The sequence below is a fragment of the Dactylosporangium sp. NPDC000521 genome (assembly GCF_042898305.1).
In the GTDB taxonomy this organism is placed as follows: domain Bacteria; phylum Actinomycetota; class Actinomycetes; order Mycobacteriales; family Micromonosporaceae; genus Dactylosporangium.
Genome location: NZ_JBIAYW010000008.1, coordinates 296926 through 314608 on the forward strand (window position 1 = coordinate 296926; position 17683 = coordinate 314608).

A 17683-nucleotide genomic window follows, 5' to 3' on the forward strand; every position below is an offset into this window, starting at 1 on the left:
TTGACCGCGACGAAAGGAGAGCCTGTGTTCTGGAAACGCGGCTTCGACGGGCTGGATGCCCTCGTCGCGGAGCGTGGCAGTGCCTTGCTCGCCACGGCGGTGCTGCTCACGGGCAGCAAGGTGGCGGGCGAGGACCTGCTGCAGGGGGCGCTGGAGCGGTTGATGCGCTCGTGGGGAAGGGTGCGCGAGGACCCCGAACGGTATCTACGGCGCACGATGTACCACCTGGCCGTCGACCAGTGGCGGTTGCGGCGGCGGCGGTCGGAGGTGGCGCTGTTCGCGGAGCCGCCGGGGGAGCCGGACGGTGCGGACGCCGTGGCGCTGCGGCAGGCGTTGCTGCAGGCGCTCGCGCAGTTGCCGCCGCGGCAGCGGGCCGTGCTGGTGCTGCGGTACTGGGAGCAGCTCAGCGAGGCCGAGGCCGCCGACGTGCTCGGCTGCTCCGTCGGCACGGTCAAGTCCACCGCCTCGCGGGGTCTGTCCCGCCTTCGCGAGCTGACCGCCAACTGGGACCTTCAACCGTTTCCCGTCCCGAATGGAGCGCGGCGATGAGCATCGACATCGAGAAGCCTGAAGACCTCGCGGAGCAGCTCGCGGCCGGCATGCGGGCGCACGTCGCCGGGATCACCGGCGGCGGGGACGTCCTGGCGCGGGCGACGAGACGCCACCGGCGTCGCACCGCGGTGATCCGCACGGGGTACGCGCTGGGCGTCGCGGGCCTCGCCGGTGCCCTGGCCGTCGGCCTGACGACCGGCGCGGGCGGTGGCGAGCAGGACGGGCGGCAGTCGCCGGTCGTGCAGGCGGAGCCGCCGGCGTCCCTCAAGCTGTCGAAGGCGGCCGCGGCCAGCGACAACATCAGCTACCGGATGAAGCTGACGATGCGCAGCGCGGACGGGAAGACGGTCGGCGAGTCGGAGGGGGCGTTCGATCCGATGACGGCCACCGGCTACATCCGCCGCCCGCAGGACGACTCGGTGATGGTGGAGCTGCTCATCGACGGGGTCCGGTACATGGGCGCCGAACCGCCCCTCGCGCCGCTGCCGCCGGACAAGACGCCGGGCGGCGAGGTGTACGGGCGCTACGGCCAGTATCCGGGCAGGTTCGACCGCCTGTCCCTGGCCGGCAACGGCATGGGGGCCCTCGGCTCGGCCGGGCCGGACCCGGCGACGCTGTTCAAGGCGCTGCAGGGGGTGAACGCGGCGGTCACGCAGTACCCCGACGGGACCCTGCACTTCGAGTACTCGACCCACGGCGCCCCGGGCGATCCGACCCTGGAGACGAGGGTCTCCGGTGACGTCACCCTCAACGCCGACGGGCGGATCGCGAAGGTGACGATGCAGGACTGGTGGCAGTCGACGATCAAGCGGACCGTCATGTCCGGTCAGTCCTTCACCACGCTGGAGCTGTCCGACTACGGCGTTCCCGTCCACGTGGACCGCCCCACGGACGTCGTCCCGGCGAACTGACCGTGCCGGTGGTGCTCCGCGGCAGGAGCACCACCGGCCGTGCGGTGCGATCGTCAGGTCAGGACTGTCACGGCAGGGTCCAGCGCTGCGCCGCGCCCTGGTTGCAGTCCCAGATCTGCAGCCGCGTGCCGTTGGCGGAGTTCGAGTTGGGGACGTCGAGGCACTTGCCCGACTGGGGGTTCATCAGCGACTGGTACGGCCCGACGACCCACTGCTGCGCGCCGCCGCCGTTGCAGGTCCACAGCTGCACCGGGGTGCCGGTGGCCGTGCCGCCGCTGGTCACGTCGAGGCAGTACGCGGCGATCTGGACGGTGCCGTCGCCGAGGATCGCCCAGAGCTGGGAGTTGACCCCGCCGTTGCAGTCCCAGATCTGGATCTGGTTGCCGTTGGCGAGCCCGCCCGTGTTGTTGTCCAGGCACTTGCCGGGGAACGCCGACCGCACCAGGCCGATACCGGTCGCGTCGAGCGTCCACGTCTGGTTCACGCCGCCGTTGCAGTCGAAGATCGTCGCCTGCGCCTGGTTGCCCATCGGCATCGGCACGTCGAGGCAGCGGCCGGACTGCGGGTTGACCAGTGACTTGTTCGGGCCCGGCCGCCACTGCTGTGCGCCGCCGTTGTTGCAGGTCCACAGCTGCACCTTGGTGCCGTTGGCGAGCCCGCTGCTGAGGACGTCGACGCACTTGCCGTTGATCCGGATGGTGCCGTCGCCGGGCATCGTGAACATCTGCGACCTCGAGCCGGCGTTGCAGCTCCATGCCCAGATGACGTTGCCGTCGACGTCACGGCCGAGCGAGTCGTCCAGGCAGAAGCCGGCGTTGTCGGAGCGGAGCAGGCCCTGGTTGCCGCTGGCGTTGGCGACCGCCGCGCCGAGCGCGTTCGCGCCGGTGTTCAGGTGCGCGTGCACGGCGACGTTGCCGCGGTTGACCCACAGGTCCGGCCTGCCGTCGACGTTGATGTCGGCGCCCGCGATCGCCGGTGCCGACGCCGCCTCGAAGCCCGAGGCCGCGTAGACCACCGGCGTGCCGGTGCCGGCCGGGGTCCCGGTGGCGGTGTTGCCCGTGAAGAGCTCCAGCTTGCCGGTGCTCGCGGTGCGGGCGAACAGCGCCGGGTCCGCCCCGACGGCCGCGGCGGTGAGGGTCTTGCCGGCCCAGCCGCCGCTGAGCAGGATCGGCGTCTCGTACGCCCCGGGCGGGAAGCCCGGCGGGTACAGGTACAGGCTGGCGCCGACGACGACGTACAGGTCGGGCATCGGCGAACCGGTGACGCTCGGGTTCGGTGACGCGACGACCTGGTCGGTGACCTGGTTGCCGGCCGAGCCGTCGACCTTCGGCAGCCGGATCTGGATCCGGTCGACCGGGTCGAAGCCGGACCCGTCACCGGGGCCCGGGATCACCGTCACGTTGCCTTCGGCGGTGCCGACCGGCAGCTTCACCACGAGGTCGAGCGCACCGTCACCGGTGAGGTCGGTCGTGCCGACGGTCGTGCCGGTCCAGTCGGTGAGCCCGCCGGTGCCGCCCGCGCCGCCGGTGCCGCCCGCGCCGCCGGTGCCGCCCGCGCCGCCGGTGCTGAGGGCGCCGACCTGCACGGGCGCGCCGAGGTGCCCGGCCTTGTCGGTGCCGGGGTACAGCCAGGCGCCCGGCCGGGCGGCGGTGCCGGCCTCGATGTGGTCGGGAACGCCGTCGCCGGTCACGTCGCCGGCCACGGCGGGACGGGCGGGCGCGTCGGTGGTGAACCGGTACACGGTCACCGGGCTGGGGTTGCCCGCCGCGTTGATCGAGTAGACGTACAGGATGTTCGGGCCGAACCGCCGCGGGGTCAGCGACACCGCCGTCGGTGCGCCCCCGGCCTCGGCGATGAGCAGCGTGCCGCCCCGGAACGGGCCGTACTGCCCGGGCACCGTCGCCGGTGGGGCGACGTTGAGGCTGTACACGTAGCTGATCGGCAGGTCGGAGCCGGTCGGCGGCTTGAAGGTGAACGTGCCGGCGGTGCCGACCGGCGCGCCGGTCAGCCCGTCCGGGTAGGTCGCGGACGTGACGACCGGCGGTGCCGGCTGGCGCTTGTTGACGGTGAACGTGCACGTCGGCGTCGCCGGGCCGGTGTCCCGCCCGTCGGTGGCACGGACGCTCCAGGCGTACGTGTGGCCGTCGGCGAACTGCGCCGCGGCGAGGCTCGTCGAGGCGGTCTGGTTGTTGCTGACCGTCACCGCCGGCGTGGCGAGCGTCGTGCCGGCCGTCTGGTCCACGATCGTGAACTGCCCCTCGAGCAGGCCCTGCGTGCCGTCCGGGTCGGACAGGTGCGCCGAGAACGTGACCGCGGTGTTGCCGATCTGCCCGCCCGTGCACGGCGCCGACGGGCTGGTGACGGCCCGGTCCGGGGTGTTGGGAGTGGAGTTGAACGTGACCGCGATGCTCGGGTTGTTCTCGAACTTGCGCCACGCGTTGCGGTCGGTCTCGGTGTCGTTGTACAGGCCCATGGTGGTGGCCGACCAGCGGCCCGCGGCGGCGTTACGGATCTCGCCGGTGACGTCGAAGTCGTGCTGCATCGGGTTGTAGCTGCCGTTGCTGCGCCAGTTGCCGGGCAGCGTCCGCCGGTCGATGAAGTAGTCCTTGCACGGCTGGCTGTCCCACGTCGTGCTGCTGCTGATGCCGCAGGTGTGGTGGATCGCGAACGAGTAGGCGGTGTTCGTCGCCGACCACACCGACTTCGTCTGCAGGGTGGCGCTGATGATGGAGGCGCCCCACAGCCCCGACGGGATCGGGAACTGGAAGAACGACCGGGCCCTGTAGTACGGCGTCTCCCAGCCGGCGTAGCCGGCCCGGGCCACGTCGCCGCTGTTGAAGTACGGGGTGGTCGAGTGGTTGCTGTTGACGTAGGCCCAGGCGTTGCGGGACGTCGAGGTCGAGTTGGGGTTCCACGACGGGTCCAGGAAGACGGGGTACTTGACGCCCGGGCCCTTGAGCGCGCCCGCACCGGGGGTGAGGGTCAGGCCGCCGCCGGACACGCGCACCCCGACACCGGCTCGCTTCGCGGCGTAGCCCGGCTCGTGCGCGGTGGACACGCGCGGCTCACCAGCGGCGTTGCGGGCGGGCACGGCCGCGCCGGTCAGTGCCGCCGCGCCGGCGCCCTCGACCGGCTCGGACGAGTCCCACACCTGCGCGGGCGGCGCGGTGAACACGCTGCGGCCCTGCCGGTCGACGACGACCATGTCGCCGCCCGGGTTGACCTTCGGCGTGGCGTCCTGGGCGACGATCGGCAGCGTCAGCTCGGCCAGGGCGGGCTGGGCGGCGGCCGTCGCGTCGTGGATCACCAGCACGTGCGAGAAGCCGCCCTGCACGGTGGCGGTGACCATCAGGTCGACGCCGGGCAGCACGCCGGCGTAGGTGGCGGTGGCGCCGGAGACCGTGGGTGAGGGCAGCCGGCCCGGCCAGCGCAGCCCGAGCCGGCTGGCGCCGTTGGTCATCGTGGCGAACGCGGCGTCGCCGCCGCCGGACAGCACCAGCGGGGCGGCCGAGGCGGCGGGACTGAAGGTGCCGTCGGCGTTGCGCCGCAGCGTGGCGTCGAGCGGGACCCACGCGCCGTCGTGCTTGACGCGCACCGGCTGCGGGTTGAGCTCCATGGTGAGCGTGCCGTCGGCGTTGGCGAGCGTCCGCTGGGTCGGCGTCGTCACCGACGTGATCTCGACCGGCCGCCCGGTGAGCCGGGCCCGCGCGGCCGCCTGTGCCATGTCGCCCGCGGCGCTCCCCGGCCGCGCCGGCGCGGGGTCACGGACCGGGTCCGCCAGCGCCGGTGACGCGGTCGCGCTGAGCACCGTGCCGGCGGACACCGCACAGCAACCGGCAGCGACGGCGCGAATCAGGCGTGATTTGGACATACGTGTACTTCGCATTGACATCCCCCGTTCGTTGCGAATCACGCAATGACATTGATCATCGCGTGATGATCAATTCAGCGAGCCTCCGCGGGCGCACCATAAGGCCTCCGAACGACGAAAATCGAGAGTTCCACATCGACTTTTTTCGGTGTATGGTCCGGTCGACAGCGGAGGCGATCATACGGGGGTCGAGCGCCGTGAGAATTGTCGTGCACAAATCTGTCCGGATTCGTTCCATGGCGCGGCAACGGTTTGCTCTGCCGATCGCCGTCCTCATGCTGACAGCGCTCGCCGGCGTCGTGCTCCCGGCGACCGAAAGGCCCCGGACGACGCCACCGCCGACCCAGCAGTGGCCGGGCGTGAGCGGGGCGCCGGCCAAGCCGGTGCAGGCGCCGGCCCTGTCCGGCGGCGACCCGTGGGCCGCCCCGCCGGTGTCCTGGCCGGCCGGCGGCACCGCCCTCGTCGATCTCCCCGCCGTCATGGGCGACCCGACGCAGCGGGACCTGCGCAGTGGCGCGACCCGCCGGGCGCCGGCCGGGAGGCTGCCGGTGTCCGCCGCCAAGGAGACCGCCGACGCGCCAGCGCAGGTCCGCGTCACGCTCGCCGACCGGCCCGCCGCGCAGCGCGCCGGCGTCAACGGCCTGCTGCTGCAGGCCACCGCAGGGGCAGGGCTCGAGGCCCGCGGCCGGATGCGGGTCTGGGTCGACCCGTCGGGCATCCTGGGCGCGTACGGCGGTGACTGGCCCAACCGGCTGCGCCTCGTCTCGCTGCCCGGCTGTGCCCTGCGCACCCCTGAGCTGGCCGAATGCCAGGCCCAGACGCCGCTGCCCACCACCCGGTCCGGCGCGGAGCTGAGCACGGTGCTCGACCTCGGCGCGGCGGGTGCGAGCGGCGCCGCGTTCGCGGTCGCGGCGGCGCCGAGCGGCTCCACCGGCGACTACAGCGCCACGCCGTTCAAGCCGGTCGGCTCGTGGACGGCCGGCGGGCACTCCGGCGACTTCGGCTACAGCTACCCGATCGACACGCCGCCGGTGCCGGGCGGCCTGGAGCCGTCGGTCTCGCTGTCGTACTCCGCGCAGTCCGTCGACGGCCAGCAGGTGTCGACGAACAACCAGACGTCCGCGATCGGCGACGGCTGGAACTACGCCGCCGGCTTCATCCAGCGCACCTACCGCACCTGCGCGGACGACCCCACCGGCACGGCGCCGAAGGTCAACGACTCCTGCTGGGCCGGGCAGATCGCCAGCATCTCGTCGATCGCCGGCTCGGGTGATCTGGTGAACGACCCGAGCACCCCGACGAAATGGAAGATCTCCAACGACGAGGGTGCCCGCGTCGAACTGCTCACCGGTGCCGACAACGGCACGAAGAACGGTGAGTACTGGAAGATCACCACCCAGAACGGCACGCAATACTTCTTCGGCCTGAACAAGCTGCCCGGTTTCGCCAGTGGGAACCCCGAGACCAATTCCGCCTGGACCCAGCGCGTGTACAGCCCGCGCACGAGCGACCCGTGCTACAACGCGGCCGGCTTCTCGTCCTCGCATTGCGACATGGCGTGGAAATGGAACCTCGACTACATCGTCGACACCCACCACAATGCCGTCGCGTTCTACTACGGCAAGGAACTCAACCGGTACGGCGCGAACAAGGGCACCACGGGTGTGCAGTTCGTGCGCGGCGGCTGGCTCGACCACGTCGACTACGGCCTGCGTGACCCGAACCCGTACAACGGCCGCGCGCCGGCCCGCGTGCAGTTCAGCTACGGCGAGCGCTGCATCGAGTCGGCGAGCGCCTGCGCGCCCGGCAACATCGCGTCCGCGCCCACCCGCTGGCCCGACACGCCGTACGACCTGAACTGCGACGTGGGCGCCACCTGCAACAACCACGCGGTGACGTTCTGGACCCGGCTGCGCCTGACCGGCATCGCGACCCAGATCAACAACGGCTCCGGGTACTCCACCGTGGACAGCTGGGCGCTGACGCACACGTTCCCGGCGCCCGGTGACGGCACCACGCCCGCCCTGTGGCTCCAGTCGATCCAGCACACCGGCGGCACCGGCGCCTCGGCCATCACCCTGCCGCCGGTCACGTTCGAGCCGACGAAGCTGGCCAACCGCGCCGACGGGATCGACAACGCCCCGGCGATGAACCACAACCGGATCTCCACGATCAGCACCGAGACCGGATCCGTCATCGGCGTCGGCTACCGGACCGAGTGTGCCGCGCCGGTCTCGCTCGACCCGGCCACCAACACCAGCCTGTGCTATCCGGTGTACTGGACCCGGGAAGGCTTCACCGACCCGACGCTGGACTGGTTCCACAAGTACGTCGTCACCGAGGTCACCGAGCAGGACCCGACCGGCGGCTCGCCACCGGAGACCACCCGCTACGAGTACCTCGACGGCGGCGCCTGGCACTTCGACGACAGTGAGCTGGTCAAGGCCAAACACCGCACGTACGGGCAGTGGCGCGGCTTCGGCCGGGTCCGGATCCGCGAAGGCTCCGGCACCGACCTCAAGACCCTGTCCGAGACGATCTACTACCGGGGCATGGACGGCGACAAGCTGCCCGGCGGCGCACGCCGGAGCGCGTCGGTGACGCTGTCCTCGGCCGTGCCGGTCCCGGGCGCCATCGTCACGGTGCCCGACGTGGAGGAGCTGGCCGGCTCGGTGCGGCAGACCGTCACGTACACCGTGGACGGCGGCCCCGCCGACAACGCCACCGTCAGCGACTACTGGGTGAGCCCGCCGACCGCGACCCGGGCCCGCCCGGAGGTCGGTGACCTGACCGCACGGATCGTGCGCACGGTCTCGTCCCGGACCACCTCGGCGATCACCTCGACCAGCCCGGCCACGTGGCGCACGACGCGGACGGACACCACGTTCGACCCGGCGACCGGCCTGCCCACCGTCGTGTACGACTACGGCGACGTGACGCAGCCGAGCCAGGCGACCTGCATGGTCACCACGTACGTGCCGGCGAACACGAGCGTCCACCTCGTCGGCCTGACCGCGAGCACCGAGCGGCTCGCCCTGCCCTGCGGCGGCTCCGGCGCGAACGGCCTCACCGCACCGGCGGCCGTGAACCGCCCGGCCGACGTCATCAGCAGCACGCGGTCCTTCTACGACGACCCGGCGTTCTCGGCCACCTGGCCGCCGGGCCCGGCGGCGGTCGGTGACCTGAGCATGTCGCAGCAGGCGACCGACACCGACGGCACGTTCGGGTTCACCACGATCGCCAAGACGCTGTACGACGAGTACGGCCGGCCGGTGCAGGTCGACGACGCGCTCGGCAACCGCACGACGACCGCGTACACGATGACGAACGGCCTCACGACCGGCGTGGCGACGACGAACCCGCTGAACCAGACGGTCCGCGGCACGCTCGAACCGACCCGGGGCCTGACCGTCCAGGACACCGACGTCAACAACCAGACCACCACGCAGGCCTACGACGCGCTCGGCCGGCGGACCGGCGTGTGGGTGCCCGGCCGCGCGCTCAACCTCGGCGCGAACGAGAAGTACGCGTACGGCGTCAGCAAGACCGCACCGCTCACCGTCAGCACGTGGAACCTCAACGACGACGGCTCCTACCGGCTGCAGGTCGAGTTCTTCGACGCGCGGACCCGGCCCCGGCAGACGCAGACGGCGACGCCGGTCGGCGGGCGGACGGTGACCGACTCCTTCTACGACTCGCACGGCTGGGTGGTCAAGACCAACGCCGCCTACTACGACGCGTCCAGCGAGCCGACGACCACGATGCTCGACATGGTCGGCAAGGACCAGCAGGTGCCCAGCCAGGAGCTGACCACCTTCGACGGGCTGGGCCGCAAGGTCCAGGTGACCGCGCTGTACAAGGGCCAGGTCCGCGACGTGACGCGCAACGTCCACGGCGGTGACCGGGTCACCAGCATCCCGCCGACCGGCGGCACCCCGACCACCACCGTCAGCGACGCGCGTGGCCGGACCACCCAGCTGCTGCACTACACGTCGATGCCCACGGTCAACGGCCCGGTCGTCAGCGGCGGCAACCCGGTCCAGATGACCTACGGCTACGACCGGCGGGGCAACCAGGACCGGATCACCGACAACCAGGGCAACAGCTGGCGGACCGTGTTCGACATCCGGGGCCGGGCGGTGCAGAAGATCGACCCGGACGCGGGCACGTCCTACACCAGGTACGACGAGCACGGCAACGTCACCTCGTCGACCGACTCGCGCGGCAACACGACCACGTCCGTCTACGACAAGCTGGCCCGCAAGGTCGCCGAGTACGACGGGCCGACGACGTCCTCGCCGCTGTCGGCCCGCTGGACGTACGACTCGGTCACGGTCCCCAACGGCATCGGCCGCCTGTCGGCGCAGTTCAGCTACGACGGGACGGGGGCGGTGTACGAGACCCGGACCACGGGGTACACCGTGCGCGGCAACCCGACCGGCACGACCGTCGTCATCCCGGCCACGCCCGCCAACGGGTCGCTCGCTGGCACGTACACCTTCACCAGCCAGTACACGGCCACGAACGAGCTGCTGCAGAAGACGCTCTTCCCGTCCGGTGGCGGCCTGCCCGCGGAGACCGTCAACCGCACGTACACGGCGACCGACCTGCCGTCCGGCATCGGCAGCGCGCTCGGCCCGTACGTCGACTCGACCCGCTACACCCCGTTCGGGCAGGTGTCGCAGACCAAGTTCGGCTTCGGCACGACGAACGTGTCCTGGGCGACCTACATCTATGACGAGCACGACGGCAAGCTGCTCAACACGTACATCGACCGCAGCGGCACCGGCGCGTCCCGGATCAACGACCTCACCTACACGTACGACGCCTTCGGCAAGATCGAGAAGATCGGCAGCGCGCGCAACAGCGGCGCGGCCACCGAGACGCAGTGCTTCACCTACGACCTGCTCGGCCGGTTGACCACCGCGTGGACGGCCACCGACCAGTGCGCCGTCAACCTGGGCGGCGGCGGCAGCGACGCCACCGTCGGCGGCATCAACCCGTACTGGACCAGCTGGACGTACAACACCATCGGCGACCGGACCAAGGAGGTGCAGCACGGCCTCGCCGGCGTCGCGGACACCACGACCACGTACACGTACCCGGGCGCCGGGAACGCCCAGCCGCACACCGTCTCGGCGGAGACCGTCACCGGCCCGGGCGGCACGCGGACCCGGACGTTCCAGTACGACACCGACGGCAACACGGTCGGCCGGACCACACCCGAGCGGGGCACACAGACCCTGACCTGGGACGGCGGCGGCCGCCTCGACACCGTGAAGACCGGCACGACCGTCAACGCGCAGTACGTGTACGACGCCGACGGTGACCTGCTGCTGCAGCGCAACCCGAGCGCGAACACCACCACGCTGTACCTGCCGGGCCAGGAGCTGACGCTCAACACGTCGACGAACACCGTCTCCGGCAAGCGGTACTACGCCGCCACCGACGGCACCCTGTGCGTCCGCTCCGCCACGACGTCGACCGCCTACAGCTACCTGTTCAACGACAAGCTCGGCACGGCCACGATGACGCTGGACTACCGGGGCCAGAACCCGAGCTGGCGGGCCTACACCCCATTCGGCGCGCCGCGCGGCACCCAGCCGGCCACCTGGCCCGACACGCACGGATACCTCGGCAAGCCCACCGACGCCACGACCGGGTACACGGTGCTCGGGGCCCGGCACTACGACCCGGTGAGCGGCCGGTTCGCCAGCGTCGACCCGGTCCTGAACACGGCCGACCCCAACCAGCTCGGCGGCTACAGCTACGCCGGCAACGACCCCGTCAACCGGTCCGACCCGGAGGGCACCAACTCCTACGACCTGTCCACACCCTGCCGCATCTACAACTGCGGGCCCGCCAACGTCGACCGGTCCGACACGGCCACCGAGAACGCGACGAACAACGCCGCCAACGGCTGGACGAAGCCCCCGAAGACGTGGACCCCGCCGGCCGGCGGCCCGCCGCCGAAGAAGAAGAGCTCCTGCGACAGCTGGCTGTGCAAGGCCAAGAACAAGGCCAAGGGCGCGGTCGACGCGAGCGTCCGGTGGGTGAAGAGCCCCGAAGGCATCGGCACGCTCGTCGGCATCGGCCTGACGCTCGGGTGTTCCGCGCTGACCATGGGTGTCGGTGCCCTGGCGTGCGGCGCGCTGGCCGGCGCGGTCGGGGCCGGGCTGACCTCGAAGCTCAAGGGCAACAGCTGGGGCGAGGTGGCGCTCGACGCCGGCATCGGCGGCCTGCTGGGCATCGCCGGTGGCGCCGTCGGTGGTGCCGGCGGGACGTTCGCCGCCAAGACCGTCGGATGGATGGCCTTGAAGGGAACCAACCGGGCGGCCACGCAAGGCGTCGCCGGCTTCTTCAAGGGCGCGTTCGGCGGCACGGCGATCAAGCAGGGCATGAGCCAGGGGACCGCGGCCGCGGTCACGACGACGAAGCAGTTCTTCACCGACGTCCTCTCCACACCCACGGCCGCCAAGGAGGGCACCAAGATCGTGGCGGCGGGGCTGTCCCGCCTGGTGACCCGGGGCGCCAAAGGCCCAGCCATGGGCGTCGGGGCGAAGTTCTACGGTTCGGTCATGAAGGCCAACTTCGGCAACGCCGTCGCCGCGGGCGGCGTCGGCGGGTTCCTGCCCGGCAAACGCGAGGACCTCACCGGCATGACCTGGGACCCGGGCAACACCGTCTCAGGATTCGTCGGCCGGCTGTTCGGATGACGCCCGGATGACGCCCGGGTGGTGGCCCCGCGAGCGCGCTCGCGGGGCCACCCGAGGCAGGCCCTCGCCGGGCCGCGGGCGCCGCCTTCCTCCGAATGCGTATCAGCCACCGAGCACATCGAAATATGGCTCATTGCCTGATATCAATCGTGACCGTCGAAACAATGCTGTGCCGTGCGGTAACCGGACCGATTCTTCATCGGCGTCCCGCTGGAACAGGCCGTTCCTATCTTCCATTTCGCATTGAAGCTTTCAATGCGAAACAGGGAGAGCAGCACATGGTCCGTTTGGCACCCCTCCGGGGGCGAGTCCGTCTTCCGTCCGCGATACTCGCCGGCTGCATCGCCGCAGCCGGCCTTTTCGTACCCTCCGCCGCCGCGGATCCCGGCGAACCGGTCGTTTCCAACGGCTTCACCGTCGACACCTTGCCGGACGGCGGCACGCGGGTGACGCTGCGTCTCGACGAGCCGCTGCCGGTCCGCGACGCCGTGCCGGAGCTCGCTGTCGACGGGCGCGTCATCGGGGCGGCGAAGGAATCGGCTGACGGGCTGAGTCTCACCGTGGAGACCACCGACGCCACCGTCGCCGGCGCGCAACGCGTCGACGTCGCCTGGAACGGCGTGGTGCCCGGATCCAAGGCGGCGCCGCCGAAGTCCGCGGCCGCCCCCACCACGCCCAAAGGCCTGCTCAAGAAGCAGCTGTACACGGACCCGGCGCAGCCCGGTCCGTTCCGGGTCGAGCGGGTCGACTACGACCTCGGTGACACGGCGACGACGCTGTCCGGCCTGAGCGACCTGCCGGCCGAGATCCGGGCCGCGGTCTACGCACCGGCCGGCGCGAAGGGCGCCCGCCCGGTCGTGATCTTCCTGCACGGCCGCCACTCGGCCTGCTACAACCCGACCAGCCGGGCGACGAACAACACCAACTGGCCGTGCGCGGCCGGGTTCGTTCCGATCGACAGCTATCTCGGGTACACCGAGACCGCGGAGGCCCTGGCCACCCACGGGTACGTGGTCGTGTCGATCAGCGCCAACGGCATCAACGCCAAGGACGCCAGTTTCACCGACGACAACGGGGCCCTGGCCCGCGGGCAGTTGGTCATGGACCACCTGGACCTGCTGGCGCAGTGGACCAGGACCGCGGGTCACCCGCTCGCCGGCCGGCTGGACATGTCGAACGTCGGGCTGATGGGCCACTCGCGCGGTGGCGAAGGCGTGGTCGAAGCCGCGCTGCTCAACGCCGAACGGCAGCACCCGTTCGGCGTCAAGGCGGTCCTGCCGCTCGCCCCGGTCGACTTCGGCCGGCCGACGCTGCCGGACGTGCCGATGGCGGTGCTGCTGCCGTACTGCGACGGCGACGTCTCCAACCAGCAGGGGCAGCACTTCTTCGACGACACCCGGTATTCGGTGCGGGACAACGTGCTGCGGTCGTCCCTCATGATCATGGGAGCCGACCACAACTTCTTCAACACCGAGTGGACGCCCGGCGTGTCCGTAGCGCCGTCCAGCGACGACTGGTCGCCGGCCAACGACGAGGTGTGCGGCAGCGCCAGCCCGACCCGGCTGACCAGCGCCGAGCAGCGTGCCGTCGGCACCGCGTACATGGCCGGCTTCTTCCGGCTCGTGCAGGGCGGCGAGACGGTGTTCCTCCCGCTGTTCGACGGCACGAACGGCACGGTGCCGTCGGCCGGCCGGGCCGTCGTCCACGCCCAGGCCCAGCAGCCCGGGTCGCGCCGGCTGGATCTCGCACCGCTGGAGCGCCCGGCCGGCAACGTCTCAGTCTCCGGCTTCGACCTGGGCGCGTACTGCTACAGCGTGACCGCGCGGGTGCTCCCCGGGGACACCCCGTGCTCGGCGACCACCGCGACCTCGAAGATCCCGCACTGGACGCCGGCGACGTTCGCCCCGTCGGTGCCGGTCAGCCCGGTCCTGCGGCTGCAGTGGAGCGCGGCGTCGGTGTCGCCGGAGGTACGGGTGGCGCTCGGGCCGGGTGAGTGGAACGTCAAGAAGTACGACGCGCTCACCTTCCGGGTGGCACGGGACGAGACGGCGGTCGGCGACGTCGAGCTCGAGGTCACGCTCGTCGACAAAGCGGGCGGCACCGCGACCGTCCGGGTCGGCGACGTCAGTCCGGCGCTCACGCCGTTCCCGGCGTCGACGAACACGGCCAACGGGATCAGCAGGCTGGGCAAGACCTGGCTGCGCACGGTCCGGCTGCCGATCACCTCGATGTCCGGGGTGGACCTGACCGGCATCCGTTCCGTGATCGTGCGGCCGGCCACCCCGGCCGGCGGCGCCTACCTGTCCGACATCGCCTTCGACACCCCGGGTGTCGGCGGCGGCGGCGCCACCTCGGCGGTGCACGCCAGCATCGCCGACGTGACGGTGTCCGAAGGCAACGGACCCGGCACCGCGGCGATGCGGCTGTCGCTGAGCGGAAAGCTCCAGGAGGCGGCGACCGTGCAGGTGCAGACGGCGGCAAGCGGGTCCTCGTCGGCCGGGCAGGTGCCGCTGCTGTCGTTCCCGGTCACCATCCCCAAGGGCGCGAGCGAGGCGACGATCCAGGTGCCGCTCAACGGCAACACGGTCGCCAACACGGCGTCGCTGCGATACAAGATCACGATCTCGGCCCCCACCGGTGTCGTGATCGGCGACGGCTTCGCCTGGCTGACGGTCGTCGACGACGACGCCTGACGCGAATTGCACGCGGTGGGGCCGGCGCGACCCGTCGGCCCCACCGCCCCGGCTGGCTGGGCAAGGCCAAGGGCGCGTCTCCGGCGCCATGCCGCCGTCACTCTGGCCGCCGGGACCGCCCCCATAGCTGGGCGTGGATCGGTTGCACGCGGAATGCACGGCTTCTGAATGTGGGCGGGGTCACGCTGTCGGCGCAAGCGGCAGTGTGGACCCGACACTTCGAGGAGCTTCGATTGAGACGACTATTGCATGCCGCGCTCGCGGCGCTGCTGGCCCTGGGGGTGGGGCTGGTGGTGCCGGGGAGTCCGGCGCAGGCGGCACTGAACTGCGATGTGCCGAAGCCGCCCCCGCGCTGTAACCCGACCGAGCCGGTCGATCCGGAGGGCGTGCTGACCAGTGCGACCCGGGTGCCGGGCGGGGTGGCGGTGGTCGGCTGGGCCACTGATCCGGGCGGCTATCTGGTCCGGGTCAGCGTCATGATCGACAACATCATCGTCGGCACGCTGGACGCGGCCCGGAGCGGGAGCTTCTCCGGTACTGTGCCGGCGTGGGCCGGCGCGAACGTGTGCGCCCTGGCGGTCACCACCAGCCCGGCCGGCGGGAGCACCCACCTCGGCTGTGTCAGCCTGGCCGTCGCGCTCAACCCGGTCGGCGGGCTCGACTCGTTCGAACGGTCCGGGACCGACCTGGTCCTCAAGGGCTGGGCGATCGACGGCGACACGACAGGCGCGGTGGACCTGCACCTGTACCACGACGGGGCCTTCGCCGGCACGGCCCGGGCCGACGGGCCGCTGGCCTCGCCGCCGGTCGGCTACCCCAACTACGGCACCGCGCACGGCTACACGGTCCGGACTCCGGAGCGGCCGGGCGACGGGGCGCACACGATCTGCCTCTACGCCATCAACGTCGGGGCGGGCAGTATGAACACGCTGCTGGGCTGCCGGCAGTACACCGTGAAGCACGACCCGTTCGGCGCGCTCGACGGCGTGACCCGCACCGGGGACAAGCTGCGCGTATGGGGCTGGTCGGTCGACCCGGACGAGCCGCGCACCCCGACCGACGTGCACTTCTACGACAGCGGTGTCTTCGTCGGCTCGGTGACCGCGAACGGGAACCGGACGGACCTGCCCGGCGAGTACGGGCCGGCGCACGGCTACGACCTGACCCTGCCGGTGCGCATGACGGCGGGCGACCACTCGGTCTGCGCGTACGCCATCAACCGCTCGTACGGCAGCAACAACACCCAGCTGGGATGCCGCACCTACAACGTGCCGGCGCCGGTCGTGGCCCCGACGATCCTGCCCTTCCAGGAGTGGGACCTGACGTCCAAACTGGTCGATCTGGAGTGGACGGACAACTCGACCAGCGAGACCGGTCACCGCATCGAGCGGTCGGTGGCCGGCGGGCCATGGCAGGAGATCTGGCGGGACGACCGCAACGTCAGACGGACGTACGCCGACAATGCCGTCACGCCGAACACGCGGTACTGCTACCGGGTCATCGCGTTCAACGACATCAGCGAGGCGGCGGCCGAGGTCTGCGCGACCACCAAGTTCCCGGCGCTGCCCCGCCCGACCGGCGTGACGATGGCCGGCCGGACCGACAACAGCATCACCTTCCGGTGGACCGACAACGCCGACGGCGAGGACCACTACCTGGTCGGGTGGGGCCGCTCCACCGACTCCGGCGCGACCAGCACCGCGACCGTGCCGGCTCGTCCGGGCACCGGCGGCGAGATGACGTACACGATCACCGGCCTGCCGGCCCTGACCGGGTACCGGTTCTACGTGCTCCCGGTCAAGGCCGGCTACGACAACGGTGACACCGTGTCGGGCACCGGGGGCACGAGCGGGCCGCCGGTGGTCGACACGTTCACCTCGTCGACTGGGTCGGTCGAGGCGTGTGCACCGCGTTCGGTCACCCTGAAGTGGCAGACCTCCGGCGCGAGCCGGGTCGTGGTCTCGCGGGGCGGCACCGTCCTGTACGACCAGACCAGGGACCTGTTCCAGTGGTCGGACGAGGTCGGGGGCGGCACCCACGACGGCAACGTCACCTACACGCTGACCGCTTACGGCCCGGACGGCCGCACGACGACGAAGACCGTCACCGTCGCCCGGACGACCAGCCTGCCGCTGTACAAGAGCATCGAGTTCAAGAACACCAACAGGACGAACAAGATGTACGTCTGGTACTACGACCGCGACGGCTGGCCGTTGGAGCAGGTCGCCGAGCTCAACCCCGGCGAGACGTACAAGCTCACCCTGCAGCACTGCGTCGCCCGGCGGATCAGGGTGATCGAGGGGTACACCGGGCGGGTCGCGTGGGAGACCAGTCCGATGATCATTCTCGGCTACAACGAGGGCCACGAGTCCACCGAGGAGGTGCGCTGACCTGAGCCGGCGGGTCCGGCAGCGTCGCGCATCGCGGCCCTGCCGGACCCCGCCGGTCACGGGCTCGGCCTGCTAGAACGCCACGAACGGACGCAACGGCATCATTGCGGAGCAGCCAGCCGAGCCGGCCGGAATCGTCCGAAGTCGACCGGAAGAATCGTTTTTTACTGATTGCGCCATTCATCTGCGACAATGTGACCGATCTAGCCGTTGAGCAGCTGGCGGGCCATGACAATGCGCTGGACCTGGTTGGTGCCCTCGTAGATCTGGGTGATCTCGGGTTGAATTAGCTCTGAGCTGCGAAAACCTTCCTGATCGACCGGCTGGCCCAGCATTTGCCCAGAACTCTTGTGAGTTCGGATCCGGCCTTCTTGCTGGACTCGCTGTGTCCGCAAAGGGCGCTGCAAGGGTGGACCACGACCTTGCGACCTGTGTAGCTCGAAGACTTTCGATCATTGCTAGGCTCGTTGACTTTCGGGGGTGTCACCGAAAGTGACCGGAGAGCCAGCTGGATGGTGCCCCGTATCTGTTCAACCAGCCGTCAGTCGCC

At 71.0% G+C, this 17683-nt stretch carries 7 protein-coding genes; 5 read left to right on the top strand and 2 right to left on the bottom strand.

Annotated elements, in window-relative coordinates; all coding sequences use genetic code 11:
- Positions 1-24: 24 nt before the first annotated feature.
- Together ACFY3L_RS26920 and ACFY3L_RS26925 are read left to right on the top strand one after the other, a co-directional pair.
- A complete protein-coding gene (locus ACFY3L_RS26920) occupies positions 25-549 on the top strand; it encodes a SigE family RNA polymerase sigma factor (protein WP_389329522.1) in 525 nt (174 codons plus the stop codon).
- Entirely contained in the window at positions 546-1463 is a 918-nt protein-coding gene (locus tag ACFY3L_RS26925) for a hypothetical protein (RefSeq protein ID WP_389329525.1), read from the top strand. The genes ACFY3L_RS26920 and ACFY3L_RS26925 overlap by 4 nt, the downstream gene beginning before the upstream one ends.
- A gap of 67 nt (positions 1464-1530) precedes the next feature.
- On the opposite strand, the gene ACFY3L_RS26930 is transcribed toward ACFY3L_RS26925, so the two are convergent.
- Positions 1531-5286, bottom strand: a complete 3756-nt coding sequence (locus ACFY3L_RS26930; protein ID WP_389329528.1) for a ricin-type beta-trefoil lectin domain protein — start codon at positions 5284-5286, stop codon at positions 1531-1533.
- Positions 5287-5570: 284 nt separating this feature from the next.
- Between ACFY3L_RS26930 and ACFY3L_RS26935 the strand changes: the two genes are divergently transcribed.
- The 3 genes from ACFY3L_RS26935 to ACFY3L_RS26945 all read left to right on the top strand — a co-directional run bounded on the left by ACFY3L_RS26935 (position 5571) and on the right by ACFY3L_RS26945 (position 17133).
- Positions 5571-12050, top strand: a complete 6480-nt coding sequence (locus ACFY3L_RS26935; RefSeq protein ID WP_389329531.1) for an RHS repeat-associated core domain-containing protein — start codon at positions 5571-5573, stop codon at positions 12048-12050.
- 425 nt (positions 12051-12475) lie between these two features.
- Entirely contained in the window at positions 12476-14743 is a 2268-nt protein-coding gene (locus ACFY3L_RS26940) for an alpha/beta hydrolase family protein (RefSeq protein ID WP_389329534.1), read from the top strand.
- 233 nt (positions 14744-14976) lie between these two features.
- Positions 14977-17133 carry a fibronectin type III domain-containing protein gene (locus ACFY3L_RS26945; RefSeq protein ID WP_389329537.1) on the top strand — a complete coding sequence of 719 codons (2157 nt, stop codon included), beginning with the start codon at positions 14977-14979 and terminating at the stop codon, positions 17131-17133.
- A gap of 203 nt (positions 17134-17336) precedes the next feature.
- Here ACFY3L_RS26945 and ACFY3L_RS26950 read toward each other — a convergent pair whose 3' ends face one another.
- Positions 17337-17468 (bottom strand): hypothetical protein, encoded by a 132-nt coding sequence (locus tag ACFY3L_RS26950; RefSeq protein WP_389330126.1) that lies wholly within the window; start codon positions 17466-17468, stop codon positions 17337-17339.
- Positions 17469-17683: the final 215 nt, after the last annotated feature.

Coding starts and splice junctions, on each gene's coding strand:
- ACFY3L_RS26925 (WP_389329525.1), top strand. CDS start 546: ATGAGCATCGACATCGAGAAGCCTGAAGACCTCGCGGAGCAGCTCGCG.
- ACFY3L_RS26935 (WP_389329531.1), top strand. CDS start 5,571: ATGGCGCGGCAACGGTTTGCTCTGCCGATCGCCGTCCTCATGCTGACA.
- ACFY3L_RS26950 (WP_389330126.1), bottom strand. CDS start 17,468: ATGCTGGGCCAGCCGGTCGATCAGGAAGGTTTTCGCAGCTCAGAGCTA.